Genomic DNA, 23,638 nt, shown 5'->3' on the forward strand with positions numbered 1-23,638 from the left:
ACCCAAGCCCACAACCGATCCCAGCTATATCAAACAACCGATAAGAGTGGACGCTTAACACGAGCACTAAGCTCTGAAAGGAGGTGATCCAGCCGCACCTTCCGATACGGCTACCTTGTTACGACTTCACCCCAGTCATGAATCCTACCGTGGTAATCGCCCCCCTTGCGGTTAGGCTAACTACTTCTGGTAAAACCCACTCCCATGGTGTGACGGGCGGTGTGTACAAGACCCGGGAACGTATTCACCGCGACATGCTGATCCGCGATTACTAGCGATTCCGACTTCACGCAGTCGAGTTGCAGACTGCGATCCGGACTACGATCGGGTTTCTGGGATTGGCTCCCCCTCGCGGGTTGGCGACCCTCTGTCCCGACCATTGTATGACGTGTGAAGCCCTACCCATAAGGGCCATGAGGACTTGACGTCATCCCCACCTTCCTCCGGTTTGTCACCGGCAGTCTCATTAGAGTGCCCTTTCGTAGCAACTAATGACAAGGGTTGCGCTCGTTGCGGGACTTAACCCAACATCTCACGACACGAGCTGACGACAGCCATGCAGCACCTGTGTTCCGGTTCTCTTGCGAGCACTGCCAAATCTCTTCGGCATTCCAGACATGTCAAGGGTAGGTAAGGTTTTTCGCGTTGCATCGAATTAATCCACATCATCCACCGCTTGTGCGGGTCCCCGTCAATTCCTTTGAGTTTTAATCTTGCGACCGTACTCCCCAGGCGGTCAACTTCACGCGTTAGCTGCGCTACCAAGGCCCGAAGGCCCCAACAGCTAGTTGACATCGTTTAGGGCGTGGACTACCAGGGTATCTAATCCTGTTTGCTCCCCACGCTTTCGTGCATGAGCGTCAGTGTTATCCCAGGAGGCTGCCTTCGCCATCGGTGTTCCTCCGCATATCTACGCATTTCACTGCTACACGCGGAATTCCACCTCCCTCTGACACACTCTAGCCCGGTAGTTAAAAATGCAGTTCCAAAGTTAAGCTCTGGGATTTCACATCTTTCTTTCCGAACCGCCTGCGCACGCTTTACGCCCAGTAATTCCGATTAACGCTTGCACCCTACGTATTACCGCGGCTGCTGGCACGTAGTTAGCCGGTGCTTATTCTGCAGGTACCGTCAGTTTCGCGGGGTATTAACCCGCGACGTTTCTTTCCTGCCAAAAGTGCTTTACAACCCGAAGGCCTTCATCGCACACGCGGGATGGCTGGATCAGGGTTTCCCCCATTGTCCAAAATTCCCCACTGCTGCCTCCCGTAGGAGTCTGGGCCGTGTCTCAGTCCCAGTGTGGCTGGTCGTCCTCTCAAACCAGCTACGGATCGTCGCCTTGGTGAGCCGTTACCCCACCAACTAGCTAATCCGATATCGGCCGCTCCAATAGTGCAAGGTCTTGCGATCCCCTGCTTTCCCCCGTAGGGCGTATGCGGTATTAGCTACGCTTTCGCGTAGTTATCCCCCGCTACTGGGCACGTTCCGATACATTACTCACCCGTTCGCCACTCGCCACCAGACCGAAGTCCGTGCTGCCGTTCGACTTGCATGTGTAAGGCATCCCGCTAGCGTTCAATCTGAGCCAGGATCAAACTCTTCAGTTTAATCTCTGTATTTGTTTCGTATTTCTTAGTTCCGAAGAACCGAGTCATACGTCGCTACTCAAAGGAAGTGAGGTATGTGCTTAGACTTGACATCTAAGGTACTTCACTTCTAGTGAGCACTTGATTTCATTGTGCTTGTGAAAGGGTTTAAAACCCAGTCACTGCGCACCCGCATCAAGCGCCCACACTTATCGGTTGTTTAATTGTTAAAGAGCGGTACTGCCAAATTCTGTACTACCAAACTACTTACTGCATCTTCTGCTTTCTTCGGCGATTTCGCTTTCGCGTCGATCGCTGTGTCAGCAGCAGAGAAACGAGATTATGAAGAAGTTTTTATCGTTTGTCAAGTCAGCGTCGCTTGCTTCACTTCGCTGCCTTGCCTACGACCTCTTCAGGTCTCACCAGGCTCGCGCCCGGCTTTCTCTCTTTAGCAGCTATCGAAATATCAGGGTTAACCCTAATTTTTCGGTAACTGCCAAGCCTGAAACTATAACACAACTTTTGCAGATTATGCAACCGGCTTTTGCCTAACTTGCATCCTATCTTGCAACCCCGCCGTTTCGTGAATCGCTTCACTTCGCAGTAGCCCCGAATCGCTTCGGAGGTTGGTTACCGCCCCAGTTGGCCTGCAACGCTGACCAGACCACCCTATCGGGTAAACCCTGATTCGCCGTCACCAGCCAAGCCCAAGACTATAGCACAATTTTTGCAGATCGTGCAACTGGCTTCTGCCTGATTCGCACCATCCTATGCAAAATTCGCTGACCGCCGGTTCGAGAGAATCATCGCTGACTCACCGCCTTGCTGCCCTGCGGCAGACCCGCTTGCCGTAGCCCTTCGGATCCGTTGCACTTGCCTGGCCCCGCCGCTCAACAAAACTGCTTGAACTGCGAAGGAGCGAGACTATAGCACAGAATTTTCGACTGTCACACGCCGGACGCAAAAAGACTGATGGATTTTGCAGGACGTCGGAACGCAAGCCGCCCGCGGGCCTTCCGTCCCCTGCTCGCGCACTTGTCCAACGCCTCGTCTCTCTATATAGATAGCGTTGTGTGCCCGCGTGCCGATGGCGCAGTCTTCCCTATCTATACAGATATAGGGCGCTTCCCTCGCCCCCCTATCCATATGGATAGGCGATCTCGCCAGCCGGGCGCCGCGCCGCTTGCCCGGCGCGCCGGTACGTTTACTATTCGCCTTGCGCCGCACTGCCCTTAACTTGGAGAAGATGCCCCCATGCCCCCCACCATCGCGTTGAGCGAAGATATCCTGATCAACGTCACGCCTTTCGAGACCCGCGTCGCGCTGGTCGAGCAAGGGTCGGTGCAGGAGCTGCACGTGGAACGCAGCATCCAGCGCGGGCACGTCGGCAATATCTACCTGGGACGCGTGGTCCGGGTGCTGCCGGGCATGCAGAGCGCCTTCATCGACATCGGCCTGGAGCGGGCCGCCTTCATCCACATCGCGGACCTGCGCGAGAACCGGGGCGAGCGCAGCCAGGGCCTGACGCCAACGCCCATCGAAAAACTGCTGTTCGAGGGGCAGACCATCATGGTCCAGGTGGTCAAGGATCCCCTGGGCACCAAGGGCGCCCGCCTGTCGACGCAGATCAGCATGGCCGGCCGCATGCTGGTATACCTGCCGCACGATCCGCACATCGGCATTTCGCAGAAGATCGACTCGGAGTCCGAGCGCATCCAACTGCGCGAGCGGCTGCAGGCGTTGATGCCGAGCGAGGAAAAAGGCGGCTTCATCGTGCGCACCCAGGCCGAAGGCGCCAATGACGAGGAATTGGCGGCCGACCTGGAATACCTGCGCAAGCTCTGGACCAGTGTGCAGGCCGCGGCCCGCACCCAACCGGCGCCGGCGCTGCTGCACCAGGACCTGACACTGGCGCAGAGAGTGCTGCGCGACATGGTGGGGCCGTCGACGGGCGCCATCCTGGTCGACTCGCGCACCACCACCGCGGCGATGCTGGAATGGGCCCGCGTCTATACGCCTTCCGTGGTCGATCGCATCCAGCATTACAGCGGAGAGCGCCCCCTGTTCGATACGGCCAATGTCGACGAGGAGATTGCGCGGGCCCTGTCGCGCCGCGTCGACCTGAAGTCGGGCGGCTACCTGATCATCGACCAGACCGAGGCGTTGACCACGGTCGACGTCAATACCGGCGGCTTCGTCGGCGGCCGCAACTTCGACGACACCATCTTCAAGACCAATCTGGAAGCCGCGCAGGCCATTGCCCGTCAATTGCGGCTGCGCAACCTGGGCGGCATCGTGATCCTGGACTTCATCGACATGGAGGAACAGGAGCACCGCGAGACCGTGCTGGCCGAACTGAAGAAGGCGCTGGCGCGCGACCGCACCCGCATGACGGTCAATGGCTTCACGCAGCTGGGCCTGGTGGAAATGACGCGCAAGCGCACCCGTGATTCGCTGGCGCACCAGCTGTGCGAGCCCTGCCCCATGTGCGAGTCGCGCGGTAACGTGCGCACGCCGCGCACGGTCTGCTACGAGATCCTGCGCGAGATCCTTCGCGAGGCGCGCCAGTTCAATCCCAAGGAATTCCGCATCCTGGCGTCGCAGGACGTGGTGGACCTGTTCCTGGAAGAGGAAAGCCAGCACCTGGCGATGCTGGGCGATTTCGTGGGCAAGCGGGTGTCGCTGGAAGTCGAGAGCACGTATTCGCAGGAAAAGTACGACATCATCCTAGTTTGAAACCCGCAGCCTTGCCGGCCCATGGCCGGTACTCCATGATCTGTGATGCCGGAAAGCCGCGACAGCGGCTTTCTTCTTTCATGGCGACCTTATTCCATCGTGACCATCCTTCATGGCGGCCGTATTCCGGCATGCCTACGCCCGCTCGCGCGTACCAGCTGCCATGCAAATTTTCACGTCAATGTGTGTGAATTTTGTATCTTGGCACTTCGATTGAAATGAAGTTTGAAACCAATGGCGACGAAGGCCACGACCCGATAAGCTCGCCCCCGGCTGGCCACCCCCGATTTTAAAAGGGGCGCGCCATTTCCCATGTTTTCCGGAGAATCACGTAATGAAATCCCTATTCCGTCCTTTCGTGCTGCTGGCCCTGGCGTTGCCGCTGGCGCTGACCGCTTGCGGCAACAAGGAGCCTGAGCAACGCGCGGCGTTCACGCAGTTCCTGCAGACCCGCATCGTCGACAAGCCGGGCGTGCGCGTGCCGCAGCTGACGGAAGAAGAGAAGAAGTCCTTCGGCGACTACGCCGCGCAGTATGCGGTGATCACCGATTTCAACGCCGGCATGGACGCTTCGGTCAAGCCGATGGGCAGCCTCATGCAGAAGGGCGCCGTGCGTTCGCTGAACGACGTGGTGGCCCGGCGCGACGACATCAAGACGGTGCAGACCGCGCTCAAGGACATGGGCGAGGCCCTGACCAAGGAGCAGGCCAAGGCGGACGCGGCGCGCGCGCAACTGAAGCAGCCCGACGACCTGAAGGCGGTGTATGACAAGGCCTACGCCAAGACGGTGACGGTGCCGGCCGACACCTTCCGCGAAGTGTTGCCGCAAATCAGCGGCACGCTGGACAGCAGCCTCAAGGTGGCGGAATACGTCGAAACGCACAAGGCGCAGATCGACCTGACGGGCCCGGCGCCGCGGGTGCAGGACCCGGCCGTGCTGGCCGAGCTGAACAAGCTGCTGCAGGAATTGACCGCCCAGGCGCAGAAGGTGCAACAGGCGCAAACTCGCCTGCAGGCCGTCATGCTCGGCCGCTGAGCGCCTCGCTGGCATCTCGACGGGACGGTCCTTGCAACGGCCGTCCCGTTTTTCTTGGCGTCCGCGACGGCGGCGACAGGCCGACGCCCGTCATGGGCCGGCAGCCACGACGCGGTTGCGCCCGGCCTCCTTGGCACGGTAGACGGCCGCATCGGCGGCTTCAACCAGGGCGGCGACTTCGTCGCCCGGCCGGGGCACCGCGGTGGCCACGCCGATGCTGACGGTGACAATGCCGCCTTCGTTGTCTTCGTGCTGCGCGTGCAGGCCGACCACGGCCTGGCGTATGCGTTCGGCGATGTCGATCGCATGCTCGAGCGGGGTATTGGGCAACAGTGCCACGAACTCCTCGCCGCCGTAGCGCGCCGCCAGGTCGCGAGGGCGCCGCGCCTTGCCGCGCACGGTCAGCGCCAGTATCTTGAGCAGCTCGTCGCCCTCCTGGTGACCATAGCGGTCGTTGTAGAGCTTGAAGCGGTCGGCGTCGAGAAACAGCAGTGACAAGGGTTCGCCGTCGCGGCCCGCGCTGGCCCATTCGCGCGCCAGTGCTTCATCGAAGGTGCGGCGGTTGGCAATACCTGTCAGGCCATCGGTCTGGGCCTCTTTTTCAAGCCTGGTCTCCACTTCCAGGCGCAACCGCGTCTCGCGCCGGTACAGCACGACCTGCGCCACCACCGAGGCGAACAGCGCCAGGGTGATGGGGATGACCAGCATCGCCCGTCGTTCCCATGGCGCCAGGACTTCGTCGACCGCCATCGCGACGTCGATGACCAGCGGCGTGCCGGGCACGCTGTCGAAGGTATAAAGACGGTCGACGCCATCCGGAGCCAGCGCGCCGACGAACACGCCTTCGCGGCGGATCAGGAATTGCTGGAAGTCCGGTTCCTGGCCGATGTCGGCGTCCAGGTCCGCGGAGGAATAAGGCGTGCGCGCGAGCACCGCGCCATCGTTGCGGAAGATGGTAATGGAATCGCGCGGGCCGATCGACAGCCCGGCGAAGCGCTCGCGGAAATAGGCCAGGCGCAGCGACCCGGAGACCACGCCGGCGAAGCTGCCGTCGGGCGCGGCAAGCCGGCGACTGATGCCGATGCTCTCGTCGCCGCCGCGCAAGCGGCTGAGGTACGGACGGCTGACATACATGCCGGCGTCGGGCCTGTCGCGATGGACCTGGAAGAAGTCGCGGTCGGCGAAATTGGCGATGGGAGGATCGAGACTCTGTGAGTCGTAGCGGACGTTTCCGTCGCGGTCCAGGATGAGGATGGTGCCAAGGTACTCGGCGCTGGCGGCGCGGTCGAACAGGAAGCGATGCAGGGTGCCGCGTGGCAGGTCTTCGATACCCGGCTCTTGCAGGCGTTCAATGACGCCTTGCAGCGACAGGTCATAGACGCGAATGGTGCGGCCGATGTCGGCCGACAGCACTTCCGTCAGGTTGCCGGCGGCGACGTAGGCGAGGTTCCAGGTGATGCGCCGGTCCGTCCAGAGCAACGCGATCGAGGCGGCGCAGATGCCGATGGCGATCAACCCCGCGAGGGCGTACAGGCTGCGATGTAGAAACCCATGGGACTTCAATACGGCGCTCCTTCGCGATCGCGGCGGGGTGTCATGCCTTTTACGGGTCATGATGCCGCAAGCGCGGGCGACCATGCAAGATGGCGCCCGTTCACAGCCAGGAACGGCGTCGGCGGATCCACGCCGGGGCGTACCGATCGATATCGAAAGCCGTATCGGCATGGCGCCGACCGGGCATCTTGCCTGGTGGCGCCAGGCCGGCAAGCGCCGCGTGGCGATGGCAGCCGGCCACGCGCCCCCCACGGCCGCGCGGCCGGGCCAGCGCGTCAGGACAGCGTGGCGGCGATCCGGAAGGGGAAGGCCTTGGCGCCGCGCGCCTTGTCGGTTTCGCGATGGGCGCTGATGGCCCAGGCGGGGCCGGCCCCGCCCGCCGACAGGACGAGCTGGCGCATGGCGCCCGCGCAAAACCCGCAACGCAGGGTCGTGGCTTGACGGCGTGCAAGCTCAAGCGCGACCGCTTGCGGGGTCGTGGAAATCCGATCCGATTGCAGCATGGCAGCCCCCCTGGCAGAAACGCTCCGGAAGTGGAGCGCGCTTGAAGCTAAATCTACCTCAGCCGATCGGACTTGCGCGTGAAATGATGCGTAAAGTAATGCAAAGAGGCTGTAATACGCGATACAGGTCGCTTGTCATACGGCGGTCATGCCGGCGCGCCAGGCTCCGCATGCCCGGCCGGCGCCACGGTTTCACGGTCCGGCTGGTCGTTCCTGCCATCCGCCGGGCCGGTCATGTTGCCGTACAGCAGCGAGCGCCCGGCGAACAGGCCGCCGGCCACCTCCAGCTCGAACCGGTCGGTGTCCCGCTTGCGCACGTCCGCCACCACGTCGGCGGCTTCGTCCGGCGGCACGCCGATGGCGCGCAGCGCGGCTTCGCCGAAAACCAGGGCCGATTCCAGGGTCTCGCGCACCTGGTAGTCGACCCCTTCCCTGGCCAGCGCCAGGGAATGGATGCGGTCATAGGCCCGCACCACCAGTTGCACCAGGGGGAATTCCGATTTGATCAGCTTGACCATGTGGTTGACTGACTGCGGATTGTCGATACAGATCAGGATGGCCTTGGCGGTTTCGGCGCCGGCCGTGCGCAGCATGTCGATGCGGGTACCGTCCCCGTAATACACCTTGACGCCCCATTTGGCGGCCGCGCGGATGGCATCGGTGTCGATATCCAGGATCGAGACCTTCATGTCGCGCGCCAGCATTGCCTGCGTCACGATCTGGCCGAACCGGCCGAAACCCACGATCAATGCGCAACCTTCCAGGTCCCGGGCCACGTCCACCCCTTCCATCGAGGGGACGGGTTTGGGCAGCAGCCAGCGCAGCGCCAGTACGCACAAGGGCGTCAAGGCCATGGAAATGATGACCACGGCGATCAGCACGGCGGCCAGGTGCGCATCAAAGATGCCCGCGGCCGCGGCGGCGCCGTAGAGCACGAAGGCGAATTCGCCCCCTTGGGCCAACAACGCCGCGCGGGTCACGGCCTCGGCATGGCTGGCGCGCAACAGCCGGGCGACCAGGTAGACGCCCACCGATTTGACCAGCATGAAGACCAGCACGCCCGCCAGGATCAACTGCCATTCACGCGCCACCGCGGCCAGGTCCAGCGACATGCCGACGCCCAGGAAGAACAGGCCCAGGAGGATGCCGCGGAACGGCTCGACCTCGGCCTCCAGCTGATGGCGGAAGGTGGACTCGGACAGCAGCACGCCGGCCAGGAAGGCGCCCATGGCCATCGACAGGCCGCCCAATTCCATAAGCAGCGCCGCGCCCAGCACCACCAGCAGCGCGGCGGCGGTCATCACTTCGCGGGCATGCGCGGCCGCCAGCAGGCGGAACAGAGGATTGAGCAACCAGCGCCCGGCCGCCAGCAGCGCCAGGACGCAACCGATGGCGATGGCCGCCTGCAGCCAGGGATCGCCATGCTCGGTGGTGCCTGCCGGCGCCAGCAACGCCACCAGGGCCAACAGGGGCACGATGGCGAGGTCTTCGAGCAGCAGGATGGAAACGATGCGCTGGCCCTGGGCGCTGGCGGTCTCGTCGCGCTCGGCCAGTATCTGCATGACGATGGCGGTGGACGACAGCACGAAACCCATCGCCGCCATGAAGGCCGCCGGCCCCGACAATCCGGCCAACAGGCCGACCGCCGTCAACAGCGCGCCACAGGCCACCACCTGGGCCACGCCCAGGCCGAAGATCTCCCCGCGCAGCTTCCATAGTCGCGACGGCTGCATTTCCAGGCCGATGATGAACAGAAACATCACCACGCCGAGTTCGGCCACATGCAGGATGGAACGGGGGTCGGAGAACCAGCCGATGCCGAACGGGCCGATGGCCAGGCCGGCGGCCAGGTAACCCAGGACGGAACCGAGTCCCAGGCGCTTGAACAAGGGCACCGCCACCACCGCCGCGCCCAGCAGGACGACGACGTTGACCAGCTGGTTGCCTTCTGCGGGCAGGGACATGGGCGGCTCCTGGGTGGCCTGGCGCGGCGCCCCGGGCGCCGCGCACGCGATCAGTCTTCGCGGAACTGCATGTTGTAGAGCGAGGCGTACAGGCCGTCGGCGGCCAGCAGCTCGGCGTGGGCGCCCTGCTCGACGATCTTGCCGGCGTCCAGCACGATGATGCGGTCGGCGTTCTGCACCGTGGACAGGCGGTGCGCGATGACCAGCGTCGTGCGCCCCTTCATCAGGCGCTCGAGCGAGGCCTGCACCTGGCGTTCGGACTCGTTGTCGAGGGCGGAGGTGGCCTCGTCGAGGATCAGGATCGGCGCGTTCTTGATCAGGGCGCGGGCGATCGCCAGGCGTTGGCGCTGGCCGCCGGACAGGCGGGCGGCGTTTTCGCCCACCGGCGTGTTGATGCCCTGCGGCAGGCCTTCGACGAAATCGAGCAGGTTGGCGGCGGCCAGCGCGTCACGCACCTGCTGCTCGCTGGCTTCGCCCAGGGCGCCGTAGCCGACGTTGGCGGCGATGGTGTCGTCGAACAGCACCACGTCCTGGCTGACCAGCGACAGGTGCGAACGCAGGCTGCGCAGCTTAAGGTCGTTGATCGGCACGTCGTCGACGTAGATGGCGCCGCTGTCGGCCAGCACGAAGCGCGGCAGCATGTTGACCAGCGTGGTCTTGCCGCTGCCGGAGCGTCCCACCAGCGCCACGGTCTGGCCGGGTTCGACCACGAAGGACACGTCATTGACGGTGTCGCGGTCGGCGTCGGCGAAGCGGTGGGTGACGTTGCGGAACTCCACCTTGCCGCGCACGGGCTCGGGCAGTTCGCGCGTGCCGGTGTCGCTTTCGGGCACCTGGTCGATCAGGGTGAACACGCTTTCGGCCGACACCAGCATCTTCTGCATGCGCGCGGCCAGGTTGGTCAGGCGCTTGATGGGGTCGAAGATCTGCGCCAGCGCGGCCATGAAGGAGGCGAAGCTGCCGACCGTGAGCGAGCCGTTGTTGGCCTGGCCCAAGGCGACGGCGATGACCGCGCCCACCGAGATCGAGATGCACACCTGCGTCAGGGGCGTCAGGGCGGCGTCGGCGGTGGCGGTGCGCATGGCGAAGCGGCGCAGGCGGCTGCTGACGAAATCGAAGCGGCCGCGTTCGACCTCGTAGCCGTCGAACAGCTTGATGACGCGCTGGCCGTCGATGCCCTCGCTGACCACCCGGGTCAGTTCGGCGTTCATGTTGACGGTGTCGCGGTTGATGCGGCGCAGGCGCTTGATGAAGCTGCGCGCGATCAGCACCGAGACGGGCAGCATGATCAGGATGATCAGGGTCAGCACCCACGAGGTGTACAGCAGCACGCAGATCAGGGCGATGACCACCAGGGTTTCACGCACCAGCACCGTGATGACGTCGGTGGCGTAGCCGGTGACGTTGCCCGCGTCGATGGTGAATCGGTTCAGCAGGCGGCCGGTGTCGCCGCGCTTGAAATCGGCGTCGGGCAGGCCCAGCAGGCGTTCGAACATGTCGCGCCGCATGCCCAGCAGAACGTTGTTGGCGACCCAGGCCAGCAGGTAGTCGCTGAAGAAGTTGCAGACGCCGCGCAAGAAGATCAACCCGACCACCGCCAGCGGCAGCGCCCAGACATAGTACGGTTTGGCGCCCGAGAAGCCGTCGTCCAGCAGGGGCTGCATAATGACGGCCAGCGTGGGCTGCGTGGCGGCGGCGCCGGCCATCAGCAGGGTCGCCAGCACCAGCCCCTTCCAGTAGGAACCGACCCGGCTATAGATTCGGCTCCAGAGTTCAGCTTTGACAGGCTGGGAGCCTGCGGGCGCGTTGCGTGCGGCAGAATTCAATGGAATCACTCGCTTTTATACAATTGTGCCCCGGATTGTACTGGCTACGCGTTGCCGCGCGGGGCCGGGCGTCCCCCTTTCAGTTCCTATCGCGCGGTGCGCCTGTCCATGTCCGAAATCAGTTGCCTCTACGTCCGCCTGCCCAATTGGGTGGGCGATGTCTGCATGAGCCTGCCCAGCCTGCGGGCCTTGCAGGCCGCCGGCTTGCCCCTGGTTATCTGTGCCCGCCCCTGGGCGCGGGACCTGTTGGACGGGATCGACAAACGGGAGTTCCTGCCGATGCTGGGAAAAGTGGGGCCGGATAGAGCCACGGTCAGCGCCCATCGCCGCGCCCTGGGCGCCGAGGGGCGGCGCGCCCGCGGCCTGTTGTTGCCGGATTCGCTGTCCAGCGCGCTGGTGTTCCGGCTGGCGGGAGTGCCATCGGCGGGCTATCGCGACGACGGCCGCAGCTTCCTGTTGCGCTGGCCGGTGGCCAAGCCGGACGCCGCCCTGCACGCGGTGCAGTCCTGGCATCACCTGACACGCGAAGCGCTGGCCCGCTGGGGTCTGCCCACCGGCCCCGCCGACCCGGCTCCCACACTCGACCTGCCCCTGACGCCAACGCACCAGGGCGCCGCCGACCTGGCCCTGGAGGCGGCGGGCCTGGCCGGGCAGCGCTTCGTCCTGATCGCGCCCACGGCCACCGGGCTGCACAAGGGAAAGATCAAGGTGTGGCCAGGATTCGATACACTTACCCGCGCCTTGCAGGCACGGGGCCATACCGTGGTAATGTGCCCCCCTCCGGCGGAAACCGACGAAGCCCGGCGCAATGCCCCGAGCGCGCAGTTGCTGCCACCCTTGTCCCTGGGCGCGTTCGCCGCGTTGACGACCAAAGCAGCGTTGGTGGTCTGCAACGATTCCGGCGTTTCGCACGTCGCCGCGGCGGCCGGCGCGCGGGAACTCACGCTATTCGGCGTCACCCGCCCCGGCCGGACCGGACCGTGGTCGCCCCGGGCGGTGTGCATCGGTTCGGAAACGGCATGGCCATCCGCCGAGGCGGTGCAACAGCAGGCCAACGCCATGCTGGACGATGCGCGGTAAACAGTTTGTCTTGAAATGACCATGTCGAGCTACCTCACGAATCTGATCATTCCCTACAACCTGTGCCTGACCCTGGTGGTGGTCGGCCTGGTGCTGGGCCTGTTCCGGCTGCGCAAGACCGGCGGCGCCCTGATCCTCGCCGGCCTGCTGTGGGCGCTGGCGTGGTCGCTTCCGGTGACCTCGCTCTGGCTCGGCGGCGCGCTGGAAAACCGCTATCCGCACCTGCCGCCCGCCGAGTCTCCCACCGCCGACGCCATCGTGGTGCTGGGCGGCAATACCGCCAATGGCCGCGCCAATTGGTTCCTGCCCTACGACAAGGACACCGCCGTGGTGCGCGTCGACACCGCGGCCCAGCTCTACCTGGCGGGCCGGGCGCCCAAGGTGGTGCTGTCGGGCGGCGCGCTGGAAGGCGACGTGAGCGAGGCGCGCGGCATGGCCCACGCCATCCGCCAACAGGGCGTGCCGGAATCGGCCCTGATCCTGGAAAACGCCAGCCGCACCACTTACGAGAATGCGGCCCTGACCGAAGACCAGCTCAAGACCCGCGGCATCGGCAAGGTGCTGCTGGTCACGTCCGCCCTGCACATGCCGCGCGCCATGGCGGCGTTCTCCAAGCAGGGCGTGATCGCCATCGCCGCGCCCGCGCCCCCGCAGATCGTGGCGCCCGCCGACGGTTCGCTGAACCCGTGGCTGCCCGACCAGCGCACGTTCGACGCCAGCCGCTCCATCATCAAGGAATACGCCGGCCTGTTCGTCTACTGGTTGCGCGGGTGGGTCTGAAGATGCCGGCCTCGCTGGCGTGCCGGCCAGGGTGCGGCGCCTGTTGCATCGCGCCGTCGATCACGCGGCCGATCCCCGGCATGCCCGACGGCAAGCCGGCAGGCGTGCCCTGTATCCAGCTGCTGCCGGACATGCGTTGCGCCCTCTTCGGCCAGCCCGAGCGTCCGGCTTTCTGCGGCGGGCTGCAGGCCCAGCCCGAAATGTGCGGATCCGAGCGCGAATATGCGATCCGCTGGCTGGGGGAACTGGAACGGGCCACGGCGCCGACGCATTGAAAGCGAAAACGGGACCTTGCGGTCCCGTTTTTTTTTGCTGGCGGCCGCGTCTCAGCCGCGCTCGGCCAGCACCCCGTGGTACAGGTCTTCATAGCGCGACGCCACGGTCTCCCAGCTCTGGTCGCGCGCGATCGCCAGGCCGCGCTCGGATAGCGCCGCGCGCAGTTCGGGTTCGTCGCCCAGGCGCTGCAGGGCCTGCGCCAGCTGCGCGCCATCGCGCGGATCCTGCAGGATGAGGGCATCCTTGCCGGCCGACAGGTATTGCGCGAATCCGCAGTAGGCGGGGGAACTGACCACGACCGGCAAGCCATGCGACATGGCTTCCAGCGGCGCCATGGCGTAGCTGTCGTTGAGCGTCGGATGGGCGTAGATGTCGGCCGCGGCAAAGTACCTGGCGACATCGGGCGTGGGATCGACCAGCGTGACGCGATTGGCCACCGCGCCGGCCGCGCGCACCCGTTCGCGGGTCGCGGCGTCGGCTCCCACCACCAGCAGGCGGTACGGCGCGGGCAGCAGCGCCAGCGCGTCCAGCAGCGCGGGCAGCCCCTTGCGCAGCGGGTTGCGAGCCACCAGCAGGCAGCCGATCGTGTCCGCCTCCCAGCCCAGCGAGGCGCGCGTGGCGGCGCGCGAGTCCGCCGCTTCTGGCGCGGGCAGCTTGACGCCGGGCGCGATGATCTCGACCGGCAACTGCGGACCGTAGCTGCGGTGCAACTGGTCCATGATCAGGCCGGACACCGCCACTACCCGACGGGCGGGCGCGCGGCGCACCCGGGATTTCTCGAGCAACAGATACGTGGCCAGCCGCGGGCTGAGCCAGGCGAGTACACGCTTGAGCGGCTTGGCCCGGGTCAGGCGGTTGTAGCGTACCGGCGTGACGTGCATGACCTGGATTTCGCCGGCCCAGCCGTTCATGTGCGAATGGACGATGTCATAGCGGCCACGGGTCAGGCGATCGGCCTTCCAGGCGAAATACAGCACCCGCATCCAGCTGGGCAGCCAGCCGGGAAAGCGCACCGGGTGGAAGGGAAACGGCAGATCGCTGTCGAAGTCGCGCGCCACCACGGAAATATCGTGGCGCTGGCCCAGCACGCGCATGAGTTCGACGCCGTAGGCCTCGGCGCCGCCGAAGCGGTTGCCGAAGCGGTCGACCAGCAGTGCGATGCGCAGCCGCCGCTCAGCGGCGCCCGCGGGTGTCTTCATAGCGCGTCAGGCATTTCTGCAGGAAACGGAAGATGCCGGTCGATCGCGACACGGTCACTCGCGGCAGGCCGAAGGGATCGTCGCTGGCGCGCGCCAGGCCGCGCTTGGTCAACGTGGCGTTGTCGTAGCCCGCCTCGCGCGCCATGACCAGGTGTTCCGGGCCATGGTCGCCGTAGGGATAGCAGAAGGCGGTGACCGGCGCGCCGAGAGCCTGCTCCAGCACGTCCTTGGATTCGACCATCTGGCGGCGCGCCTCTTCGGGCGTCATTTCGGGCAGGTGGACGTGATCCAGGGTGTGCGAGCCGACCTCGTGGCCGGAGGCGGCCCACTGGCGCATCTCGTCGACGGTCATCAGGGGCGAAAAGGGAATGCCGATCTTGGCGTCCCAGACATTGCCGCCGTCGAACTGGTTGGCCACCAGGTAGTTGGTGGCCGTGAAGCCGAGCTTGTCCAGCACCGGCATCGCATTCTGGACCACGTTGCGGTAGCCGTCGTCGAAGGTCAGGCCGAATACCTTGCCGTGGCGCTCGCCGCGCACGTACGGCATGATGTCGCGCATCGACAGGCCGCGATAACCCAGGAAGCGCATCCAGCGCATCTGGCGCGCGAAATCGTCCGGGTGCACCGTCAGGCCGCGAAACGGCGTGCCCTTGGGATTGGGTTCGCCGATCTGGTGGTACATGAGAATTGGGATAGACATAGCGCGGATTATAAGGCTCAGTGTCCGCCCAACGTACGCTGGTAGACGTCGACCGTGGCTTGCGCGAAACGCGCCAGGTTGAAGTCGCGCACCGCGGTTTCGCGGGCGTTCGCGCCCATGGCCCGGACCTGGCCGGGATCGTCCAGCATGATGCGCAGGCGCGCCGTCATGGCGGCCACGTCGCGCACCGGCACGATCCAGCCGTCGACGCCGTCATTCACGTTCTCGGGCAGGCCGCCGACGTTGGTGACCAGGGCAGGCAGGCCCAGGCCCATGATCTCGCGGCAGGCGAACGACAACGCCTCGCGGTACGACAGCACGAAACCGGCGTCGCACGCGGCCAGGGCCGCCCGCACGTCGTCGAGCAGGCCGGGAAAACGCAGCTGATCGGTCATGCCCAATTCGCGCACCCGATCCAGCTTGGCTTCGGACGGCGGATCGCCAGCCACGAGCAGCAGCACCCGCTCCTTGTCGCCCGGCGGCAAGGCCGCCACCGCGGCCACCAGGTCGAGCCAGCCCTTGTCGTAGTCGGTGCCGCCGGCGCTGCCCAGCAGCAGCTTGCCGCGCCATTGCGGGCCGAAAAAGAGTTCGCGCAGCTTATCGACGCTCTCGGGCGCCGGCGGCGCGAAGAACTGAGTGTCGATGCCGTGGCGGATGGTGGTGATGGGACGCTTGCGGTACGGTGAATCGGACAGCAGGCCGTGGATGTAGTCGCTGACCGCGATGCTGTGGTCGGTGGCCAGCGCCACCCGCAGCTTGTGGCCGAAACTGGTGAGCGGATGGTCGTTGTGCTTGGTGAACACGATGCGCGGGCGGCGCGCCATCGCCAGTGTGGCCAGCATCACCTGCTTGTGATCGGCCGAGCCGTTGGCATGGATGATGTCGAAGCCGCCGTCCTTGATCAGGCGGCGCAGCCGCGCGCGGTCCTTGAACCAGGACGAGGGCCGCGTGGTGTAGCGCATGTCCGCGACCGTGACGCCCGGGATCGCCTTGGCGTAGCGGTACAGGCGGCTGCTGGCGGGCGCGGCGACCGTGATCTGGTGCTCGGCGGCCAGGACGCGGCACAGGTTGATGATGTAGGTGACGTGTCCACCGCCGTTGCCGGCGTGGAAATTGGTGTAGAGAATCTTCACTTGTTCTTCTCGGCCAGGAACATCAGCTTCGAGTAACGGAAGAAACTGCCCGCCGCCGCGGTCACCGCCAGCACCAGGCCGTGGCGGCCGTCGAGGAAGCCGCGCCGGATCAGGTAGATGCGCACGAAAGTCCAGAAGCTGTGGCCCAGCGCGCCGAACACGGAAGTGCGGCGCCCCTTGGCGTACATCATGGCGGCGGCGTCCGACGAGTAGCGGTTGATCTTGGTGACCAGCGCGTCCAGGTTGTCGTACGGGTAATGATGGAAGTAGCCCTTGAGCTGCAGCGGCGGCTGGCCATTGGCCGGCACCACGCGCTCGTGCACGGCGGCGTCATTGAAGCGCGCGGCGCCGCGCTTGAACAGGCGCAGCACGTAGTCGGGCCACCAGCCGCTGTGGCGGATGTCGCGGCCGCAGAAATTCGACAGGCGGGCGATCTCGTAGGTGTCGGCGCGCGGCGCGGCCAGGGTGTCCTGGATCTCGCGCGCCAGCTCCGGCGTGACACGCTCGTCGGCGTCGATCGACAACACCCAGTCACCGGTGGCCAGGTCCAGCGCGCGGTTCTTCTGCGGACCGAAGCCGGGCCAGTCGGAGGTCACTTCGACCCGCGCCCCCAGGGCCCTGGCCAGCTCCACCGTGCCGTCGGTGCTGCCCGAATCCACGACGATGAACTCGTCGGCGAAAGCAACCGACTTGAGGCATTCGGCGATGTTGGCCGCCTCGTTCTTGGTGATGACTATGACTGATAACTTCATCCGCGATTCCTAAGACGCTTTTTCCAGGCTTTCCAGGCGTGATAGCGCGGCCCCCAGAAGGGATCGCGCGACAGCCAGAGCCGCCGGTTCAACCAGGTACCACCCTGGTTGCGCACCGCGAAGCGGTAGATGTGGCCGGGGTCGGCGCCAGGCGTGTTCTGGCCGAAAGGGTCGGTAGTGTACAAGTGGCGAAAGCCCGCCTGCCTGGCGGCCGCCACGTAGTCGGCGTCGAAATAGCCCTGCGGCCAGCAAAGATGATCACTGGCCTGCCCCAGGCGCTGGATCAGCGTCTCGCGCGAATCGGACAGTTCCCGCGCGATATGGGCCCGCTTGGCCTCGGTGTCGGCGCCGCAGACCTTGTCCCAGCGCGTGTGGGTGTGGGTATGCGAATGAAACTCGAAAGTGCCGGCGGCGCGCATCGCCTCGATTTCGCTCCAACGCAGCATGGCCTCGTCGCCGCGCCCGGCCGCGATCAGCTTCTTGCAGGCGTCGTGGTCGGGTGTAGCCGGCAGCGGCAGGCCCTGCCCCGCGTGCGGGCGCGCCGGCCCGTCGCCGATCCAGCCGGTAATGGTGAACAGCACGGCGCGCATGCCGTGGCGCGCCAGCACCGGATGGGCATGGACCCAGTTGTTGAGATAGCCGTCGTCGAACGTGATCAGCACCGACCGCTCGGGCGCCGGCGCGCCGGCCAGGTAGGCGGCGAACTGGTCGGTCGACAGCGACTGGTAGCCGGCTCGCGCCAGGCGCGCGATCTGCGCCTCGAAAACCTCGGGGGTGGCGGCGATCATGCCGCCGGCCGGCGTGACGTGGTGATACATCAACACCGGGACGTTGGGCGCGTTCATCCGCGCCGCTCCGCCAGCCAGCGGGTGTAGACGGCTTCGGTGGTTTCGGCCAGGCAGGCGGGCGAGAACACGCCTTCTTCCCAGACCATCTTGCGGCCCGCCTCGCCCATGCGGTGGCGCAGCGCGGCGTCATCGACCAGTCTTTCGAGCGCGGCGGTCAGCGCGGCCGGATCCTTCGGCGGCACCAGGATGCCGGTTTCGCCGTCGCGGAACATCTCGGAAACCCCGCCGACATCGGTGCCGATGACCGGCAGGCCGCTGGCCTGGGCCTCGACGTAGACAGTGCCGGACGCTTCCTGCTGGGTCGCCAGCGCGAACAGATCACAGCCGGCCAGCAGGTTGGGCACGTCGCGCCGCATCCCCATCAGGTGGATGCGATCGGCCAGGCCGCGTTCGGCCACGTAGGCCTGGGTCTGCTCGAACACCGGCGATCCCCCGCCCACGAATACCAGGTGCAGCTTGGGACGGGCGGCCATCAGCGGCGCGATGGCGTCGATCAGGTCCTTGTGGCCCTTGGTGGCGCGCATCACGGCCACACAGCCGACCACCACGTCATCGGCCGCCAGGCCGAGTTCCTCGCGCAGCGTGGAATGCTCGACCGGCGGCGGCAACACGATGGGCGAATAGACCGTGGCGACGTGGTCGGCCGGCACGCCGCGCTCGATCAGATGCTCGCGCACGTGGTCGCTGACGGTGGTGACGCGGTGCGGCAGGCGCGTGTATGACCACAGCGAACCGACCTTGTTGGACAAGTGGCGGGTGCGGACGATCAGCGGCGTGCCCGCCAGCCGGCCGGCCGCCGCGGCGATCACCGTATCGCGCCGGCTGTGGGTATTGAGCACGTCGAAACGCCCTTCGCGCAGGATGCGGCGGATGGCGATGACGCCCTTGACGTAATTGACGGGACCGTCCATTTCCAGCGTGTGCACCGTGAACCCGGCATCCGACAGGCGCTCGGCCAGCAGGGCGGTGGGCTGACAGATGGCTTCGAGGTGATGGCCACGCGCGCGCATGGCGTTCATTTCCTTGAAGATCCGGCCTTCCTGGCCACCGAAACTGGTGGCGGCTTCCGAATGGACGATACGCATCAGTAGGTGACCTCCACGCCGTTGGGCTTGGTCCAGGCATTCAGGTTTTCGAGCAGGGTATCGGCCATGCGGACCCGCCATTCCTCGCCCAGCCGCACCGTGCACAGGAAATTGTTCTTGGTGTAGACGATGTCCACCGGCACGCCGGGGATGCCGTTCTCGGGCTCGGCGCGGAACGGGTTGAGCATCTGGCGCAAGCGCGCGGCGTCCGCGCCGCCGTTGAGCTTGACGCGCAGCGATTTGGCGCGCGCCTCGCGCGCCAGTTGCAGGTCGTAGAGCTGCTCGGCGACGATGCGCATGCCGCCCGAGTAGTCGTCGTTGCTGACCTTGCCCTGGACAATGACCAGTTGGTCTTCGCGCAGGCGGTTGCGGTGCTTTTCGTAGAGCTCGTTGAACACCGAGATCTCGACCTGCGCGGTGCCGTCGTCCAGCACCGCGAACACCATCTTGCCGCGACGGGTCATCATGACGCGCACGCTGGCCAGCACCCCGCACATCCATTGCAGGTCGCGCTGCGGCTCGACCCGCGCCAGCTGCATCGGCACGATCTGGCGCACTTCGTCGCGCCAGGCGTCGAACAGGTGGCCACTGTAGTAGTAGCCCAGCGCCGATTTTTCCTCGGTCAGCTTCTTGTGCAGGTCCCACGGCGCGACCTTGGCCAGTTCGCCGGCCACCACGTCGCTGCTGTCGTCGCCGAACAGCGAGGACTGGTTGGCGCTGCGCGCGGCCTGCTCGGCCGCTTCCATGGCGGTGGGCACCGAGGCCAGCATGGCGGCGCGATTGGGTTCGATGGTGTCGAACGCGCCGGCCTTGATCAGGGCCTCGATGGTGCGGCGGTTGACCGCGTGCTTGCTGACGCGGCGGCAGAAGTCGAACAGGTTCTGGAACGGGCCGCCTTCCTTGCGGGCGCGCAGGATGTCCTCGACCGCGCCCTGCCCCGTGCCCTTGACCGCCCCCAGGCCGTAGCGCATGGTGCGCGGCGGCTTGCCCTTTTCGGTGTGCTTGTCAGCCACGGGTTCGAAGCGGTAGCCCGAGAAATTGACGTCGGGCGGCAGCACCTCGACGCCGTTGTCCTGGGCGTCGCGGCAGAAGATCTGCACCTTGTCCGTGTCGTCCATGTCGGAGGACATGGTGGCGGCCAGGAACTCGGTCGGGTGGTAGGCCTTGAGCCAGGCGGTCTGGTAGGAGATCAGCGCGTACGCGGCCGAGTGCGACTTGTTGAAGCCGTAGCCCGCGAACTTCTCCATCAGGTCGAACAGCTTGACCGCGAGGTCGGGGTCGTGGCCCTTTTCCTTGGCGCCCTTCTCGAACAGCTCGCGGTGCTTGGCCATTTCCTCGGGCTTTTTCTTGCCCATGGCGCGGCGCAGCAGGTCGGCGCCGCCCAGCGAGTAGCCGCCGATGATCTGCGAGATCAGCATCACCTGTTCCTGGTAGACGATGACCCCGTAGGTGCTCTTGAGCGTGCTCTCCAGATCGTTGTGGAAGTAGTCCACCGCGGCGCGGCCGTGCTTGCGGTTGACGAAGTCGTCCACCATGCCCGATTCCAGCGGCCCCGGACGGTACAGGGCCAGCATGGCGATGATGTCTTCGAAGGTGTTGGGCCGCAGCTTCTTGAGCAGCTCCTTCATGCCGCGCGATTCCAGCTGGAACACCGCGGTGGTGTTGGCGTCGCACAGGATCTTGTAGGCGGCCGGATCGTCGAGGCTGAGCGCCATGACGTCGAAGTCGCGCTTGTCCTCGTTGAACTGGCGCACGTAGCGCACGGCCCAGTCCAGGATGGTCAGGTTGCGCAGGCCCAGGAAGTCGAACTTGACCAGGCCGGCGGCTTCGACGTCGTCCTTGTCGAACTGCGACACCGCGCTGTTCTCCTGCCCCGGCTGGCAATACAGCGGGCAGAAGTCGGTGAGCTTGCCGGGCGCGATCAGCACGCCGCCGGCGTGCATGCCGATGTTGCGCGTCAGGCCTTCGAGCGGCTTGGCCAGGTCGACCAGCGCGCGCACTTCCTCTTCCTGCTCGTAGCGGTCCTTGAAGGCCGGTTCGTCCTTCAGGGTGCGCTCGAGCGTCCAGGGGTCCATCGGGTTGAACGGGATCAGCTTGGACAGGCCGTCGCAGAACATGTAGGGCATGTCCAGCACCCGGCCGGCGTCGCGCACCACGGCCTTGGCGCCCAGCGTGCCGAAGGTGGCGATCTGGCTCACGGCGGCGCGACCGTATTTTTCCTTGACGTAGTCGATGACGCGTTCGCGGTTGTCCTGGCAGAAGTCGATATCGAAGTCGGGCATCGAGACCCGCTCGGGATTCAGGAAGCGCTCGAACAGCAAGTCGTAGCGGATCGGATCCAGGTCGGTGATGCCGAGCGCGTACGCCACCAGCGAACCGGCGCCCGAACCCCGGCCCGGGCCGACCGGCACGCCGTTGTTCTTGCCCCAGTTGATGAAGTCCTGCACGATCAGGAAGTAGCCGGGGAAGCCCATCTGGATGATGGTCTTGCATTCCCAGCGCAGGCGTTCGTAGTACTGCTCGCGCTTGGACGCGCGCTCGGCTTCATCCGGGAACAGGAAGGCCATGCGCTTTTCCAGGCCCTCTTCGGACAGCTGCACCAGGTAGTCGTCCAGCGACACACCGTCGGGCGTGGGGAAGTTCGGCAGGCGCGGCTTACCCAGCACCAGGCTGAGGTTGCAGCGCTTGGCGATCTCGACCGTATTGGCCAGCGCCGAGGGCACGTCCGCAAAGCGACGCGCCATTTCCTCGGAACTGAGCAGGTACTGTTCCTTGCTGAAGCGGCGCACGCGGCGCGGGTTGGCCAGGATCTCGCCTTCGGCGATGCAAACACGGGCCTCGTGCGCCTGGAATTCGTATTCGTCCAGGAACTGCACCGGGTGCGTGGCCACCACCGGCAGGCCGGCCTCGGCCGCCAGGCGCATGGCGGCCTGGGTATAGGCCTCGTCGCCGTCCATGCCGGCGCGTTGCAACTCGATGTAGTAGCTGCCCGGGAACATATGCGCCCACTGGCGCGCCAAGGCCAGCGCCGACACCGCGTTGCCGGCGTCCAGCGCCTGGCCGACGTCGCCGCCGCGGCCACCCGACAGCACGATCAGGCCGTCCTGGCCCTGCAGCCATTCACGGCGGATCTCGGCCCGGCCCTTGCCCTGGTTGGTCAGGAACGCGCGCGACAGCAGTTCGCACAGGTTCAGGTAGCCCTGGTGGTTGCGCACCAGCAGCAACACGCGAAACGGCTTGGCGGGATCGTCGTCGTTGCTCAGCCAGACGTCACAGCCGGCGATGGGCTTGATGCCCGCGCCGCGCGCGCCCTTGTAGAACTTGATCAGGCCGAACAGGTTCGACAGATCGGTCAGCGCGACTGCCGGCTGGCCCAGCTTGGCGACACGCTTGATGAGGTCGGGAATGCGCACGATGCCATCCACCACCGAAAACTCGGAATGGACGCGCAGGTGGACAAAAGGGGACGGAGTTGTTACGGCTTCGGACATAGGAGGAATTGTACCTAGTCGGAGGGCCTAAAACCGCCCTGCGGACGATTCCTCCACGGCCTGTTCGGCGACGCTGTGTAACAATAGGCGATTGCACCTGACTCACCCGCCGCAGGACGAGATTTACGTATGAAATGGCTGATACCCGGGATCTGGCTTGCCGCCATCCTGTTCGCGCACTTCCGTGGCCGCGTCAAGCTGCCGCTGGGCCGGCAACTGCTGGATCACTCGGTGCTGCTGGCGCCGGTCAACGCCTTCATGGTGCTGACCTCGCGCGTGCCGTCCACCCCTTACCTGACCACCAGCGAGATCGCCGAACTCAAGGTGCTGGACGACAACTGGGAAACGATCCGCGACGAAGCCCTGCAGATGGCCGAGCTGCGCCGCATCAAGGCGGCCGACAGCCACAACGACATCGGCTTCAATTCCTTCTTCAAGTACGGCTGGAAGCGCTTCTACCTGAAGTGGTATGACGCCCGCCACCCCTCGGCCGAGGAACTGTGCCCCAAGACGGTGGCCATCCTGAAGACGCTGCCCAAGGTCAAGGCGGCGATGTTCGCCGAGCTGCCGCCGGGCGGCAAGCTCAACGCCCACCGCGACCCGTTCGCCGGCTCGCTGCGCTACCACCTGGGGCTGACCACGCCCAACGACGACCGCTGCCACATCATCGTCGACGGCGAATCCTACAGCTGGCGCGACGGCGAAAGCGTGGTGTTCGACGAGACCTACGTGCACGAGGCCTACAACCACACCGACCAGAACCGCATCATCCTGTTCTGCGACGTCGAGCGGCCGCTCAAGTGGGGCTGGGCCGAGGCCTTCAACCGCTGGTTCGGCCGCGTGGTGATGTCGGCAGCCAGCTCGCCCAACGACGGCGGCGACCAGACCGGCGCCATCAACAAGCTGACCCATGCGCACTGGGTCATCGACCAGAAGCGCAAGGCCTTCAAGGCCTGGAACCGCAACGTCTACAAGGCCACCAAGTACGGCCTGATCATCCTGGTGATCGCGGGCTTCATCGCCCTGTGATCGGGCCGACCGCGCGGATCGCGCGGTCATCACGCCACCACGGCGGGCCGTCCGGCCCGC

Annotated in this window: 17 protein-coding genes and 1 rRNA gene; 6 read left to right on the top strand and 12 right to left on the bottom strand. The window is 65.5% G+C overall.

What is annotated here, in order from left to right; all coding sequences use genetic code 11:
• Positions 1-76: 76 nt before the first annotated feature.
• Positions 77-1,607: ribosomal RNA gene (locus DK459_RS26845) — 16S ribosomal RNA — on the bottom strand.
• A gap of 1,251 nt (positions 1,608-2,858) precedes the next feature.
• Here DK459_RS26845 and rng point away from each other — a divergent pair.
• Together rng and DK459_RS26855 are read left to right on the top strand one after the other, a co-directional pair.
• Positions 2,859-4,322: a ribonuclease G gene (rng, locus tag DK459_RS26850; RefSeq protein WP_026384722.1), complete on the top strand. Its 1,464-nt coding sequence runs from the start codon at positions 2,859-2,861 to the stop codon at positions 4,320-4,322.
• Between the two features lie 334 nt (positions 4,323-4,656).
• A complete protein-coding gene (locus tag DK459_RS26855) occupies positions 4,657-5,358 on the top strand; it encodes a DUF3053 domain-containing protein (RefSeq protein WP_006384024.1) in 702 nt (233 codons plus the stop codon).
• Positions 5,359-5,448: 90 nt separating this feature from the next.
• On the opposite strand, the gene DK459_RS26860 is transcribed toward DK459_RS26855, so the two are convergent.
• From DK459_RS26860 to msbA, 4 genes are all read right to left on the bottom strand, one after another.
• Entirely contained in the window at positions 5,449-6,921 is a 1,473-nt protein-coding gene (locus DK459_RS26860; RefSeq protein ID WP_054448397.1) for a sensor domain-containing diguanylate cyclase, read from the bottom strand.
• Between the two features lie 266 nt (positions 6,922-7,187).
• Positions 7,188-7,415 carry a hypothetical protein gene (locus DK459_RS26865; RefSeq protein ID WP_006384026.1) on the bottom strand — a complete coding sequence of 76 codons (228 nt, stop codon included), beginning with the start codon at positions 7,413-7,415 and terminating at the stop codon, positions 7,188-7,190.
• 146 nt (positions 7,416-7,561) lie between these two features.
• A complete protein-coding gene (locus tag DK459_RS26870; RefSeq protein ID WP_054500050.1) occupies positions 7,562-9,379 on the bottom strand; it encodes a monovalent cation:proton antiporter-2 (CPA2) family protein in 1,818 nt (605 codons plus the stop codon).
• Between the two features lie 50 nt (positions 9,380-9,429).
• Positions 9,430-11,205 carry a lipid A export permease/ATP-binding protein MsbA gene (msbA, locus tag DK459_RS26875; RefSeq protein ID WP_054448396.1) on the bottom strand — a complete coding sequence of 592 codons (1,776 nt, stop codon included), beginning with the start codon at positions 11,203-11,205 and terminating at the stop codon, positions 9,430-9,432.
• Positions 11,206-11,313: 108 nt separating this feature from the next.
• On the opposite strand from msbA, the gene DK459_RS26880 reads away from it, so the two are divergent.
• Genes DK459_RS26880 through DK459_RS26890 form a run of 3 tightly spaced genes read left to right on the top strand, consistent with a single transcriptional unit; the run spans position 11,314 to position 13,340 of the window.
• Complete coding sequence (locus tag DK459_RS26880) at positions 11,314-12,285, top strand: glycosyltransferase family 9 protein (RefSeq protein WP_026382735.1); 972 nt, start codon at positions 11,314-11,316, stop codon at positions 12,283-12,285.
• A 15-nt stretch (positions 12,286-12,300) separates the two neighbouring features.
• Positions 12,301-13,065 (top strand): YdcF family protein, encoded by a 765-nt coding sequence (locus DK459_RS26885; RefSeq protein ID WP_006384031.1) that lies wholly within the window; start codon positions 12,301-12,303, stop codon positions 13,063-13,065.
• 2 nt (positions 13,066-13,067) lie between these two features.
• A complete protein-coding gene (locus tag DK459_RS26890; protein WP_024068310.1) occupies positions 13,068-13,340 on the top strand; it encodes a YkgJ family cysteine cluster protein in 273 nt (90 codons plus the stop codon).
• Positions 13,341-13,391: 51 nt separating this feature from the next.
• On the opposite strand, the gene DK459_RS26895 is transcribed toward DK459_RS26890, so the two are convergent.
• Genes DK459_RS26895 through dnaE form a run of 7 tightly spaced genes read right to left on the bottom strand, consistent with a single transcriptional unit; the run spans position 13,392 to position 22,549 of the window.
• Positions 13,392-14,540 (bottom strand): glycosyltransferase family 4 protein, encoded by a 1,149-nt coding sequence (locus DK459_RS26895; RefSeq protein WP_024068309.1) that lies wholly within the window; start codon positions 14,538-14,540, stop codon positions 13,392-13,394.
• Positions 14,515-15,240 (bottom strand): polysaccharide deacetylase family protein, encoded by a 726-nt coding sequence (locus tag DK459_RS26900; RefSeq protein ID WP_006384034.1) that lies wholly within the window; start codon positions 15,238-15,240, stop codon positions 14,515-14,517. Before DK459_RS26900 ends, DK459_RS26895 begins: the two co-directional genes overlap by 26 nt.
• Positions 15,241-15,257: 17 nt before the next feature.
• Positions 15,258-16,373 (bottom strand): glycosyltransferase, encoded by a 1,116-nt coding sequence (locus tag DK459_RS26905; protein WP_110135175.1) that lies wholly within the window; start codon positions 16,371-16,373, stop codon positions 15,258-15,260.
• Positions 16,370-17,125, bottom strand: a complete 756-nt coding sequence (locus DK459_RS26910; protein ID WP_006384036.1) for a glycosyltransferase family 2 protein — start codon at positions 17,123-17,125, stop codon at positions 16,370-16,372. The genes DK459_RS26905 and DK459_RS26910 overlap by 4 nt, the downstream gene beginning before the upstream one ends.
• Positions 17,122-17,970: a polysaccharide deacetylase family protein gene (locus tag DK459_RS26915; protein WP_006384037.1), complete on the bottom strand. Its 849-nt coding sequence runs from the start codon at positions 17,968-17,970 to the stop codon at positions 17,122-17,124. The genes DK459_RS26910 and DK459_RS26915 overlap by 4 nt, the downstream gene beginning before the upstream one ends.
• Positions 17,967-19,058 carry a glycosyltransferase family 4 protein gene (locus DK459_RS26920; protein ID WP_054500048.1) on the bottom strand — a complete coding sequence of 364 codons (1,092 nt, stop codon included), beginning with the start codon at positions 19,056-19,058 and terminating at the stop codon, positions 17,967-17,969. The genes DK459_RS26915 and DK459_RS26920 overlap by 4 nt, the downstream gene beginning before the upstream one ends.
• Positions 19,058-22,549: a DNA polymerase III subunit alpha gene (gene dnaE, locus DK459_RS26925; RefSeq protein ID WP_006384039.1), complete on the bottom strand. Its 3,492-nt coding sequence runs from the start codon at positions 22,547-22,549 to the stop codon at positions 19,058-19,060. The genes DK459_RS26920 and dnaE overlap by 1 nt, the downstream gene beginning before the upstream one ends.
• Before the next feature lie 129 nt (positions 22,550-22,678).
• Between dnaE and lpxO the strand changes: the two genes are divergently transcribed.
• On the top strand, positions 22,679-23,578 hold the full coding sequence (gene lpxO, locus DK459_RS26930; protein ID WP_020924404.1) for a lipid A hydroxylase LpxO: 900 nt from the start codon (positions 22,679-22,681) through the stop codon (positions 23,576-23,578).
• The last annotated feature ends 60 nt before the right edge of the window (positions 23,579-23,638 follow it).

Source organism: Achromobacter sp. RW408 (assembly GCF_003184165.1).
Taxonomy (GTDB): domain Bacteria; phylum Pseudomonadota; class Gammaproteobacteria; order Burkholderiales; family Burkholderiaceae_B; genus Achromobacter; species Achromobacter xylosoxidans.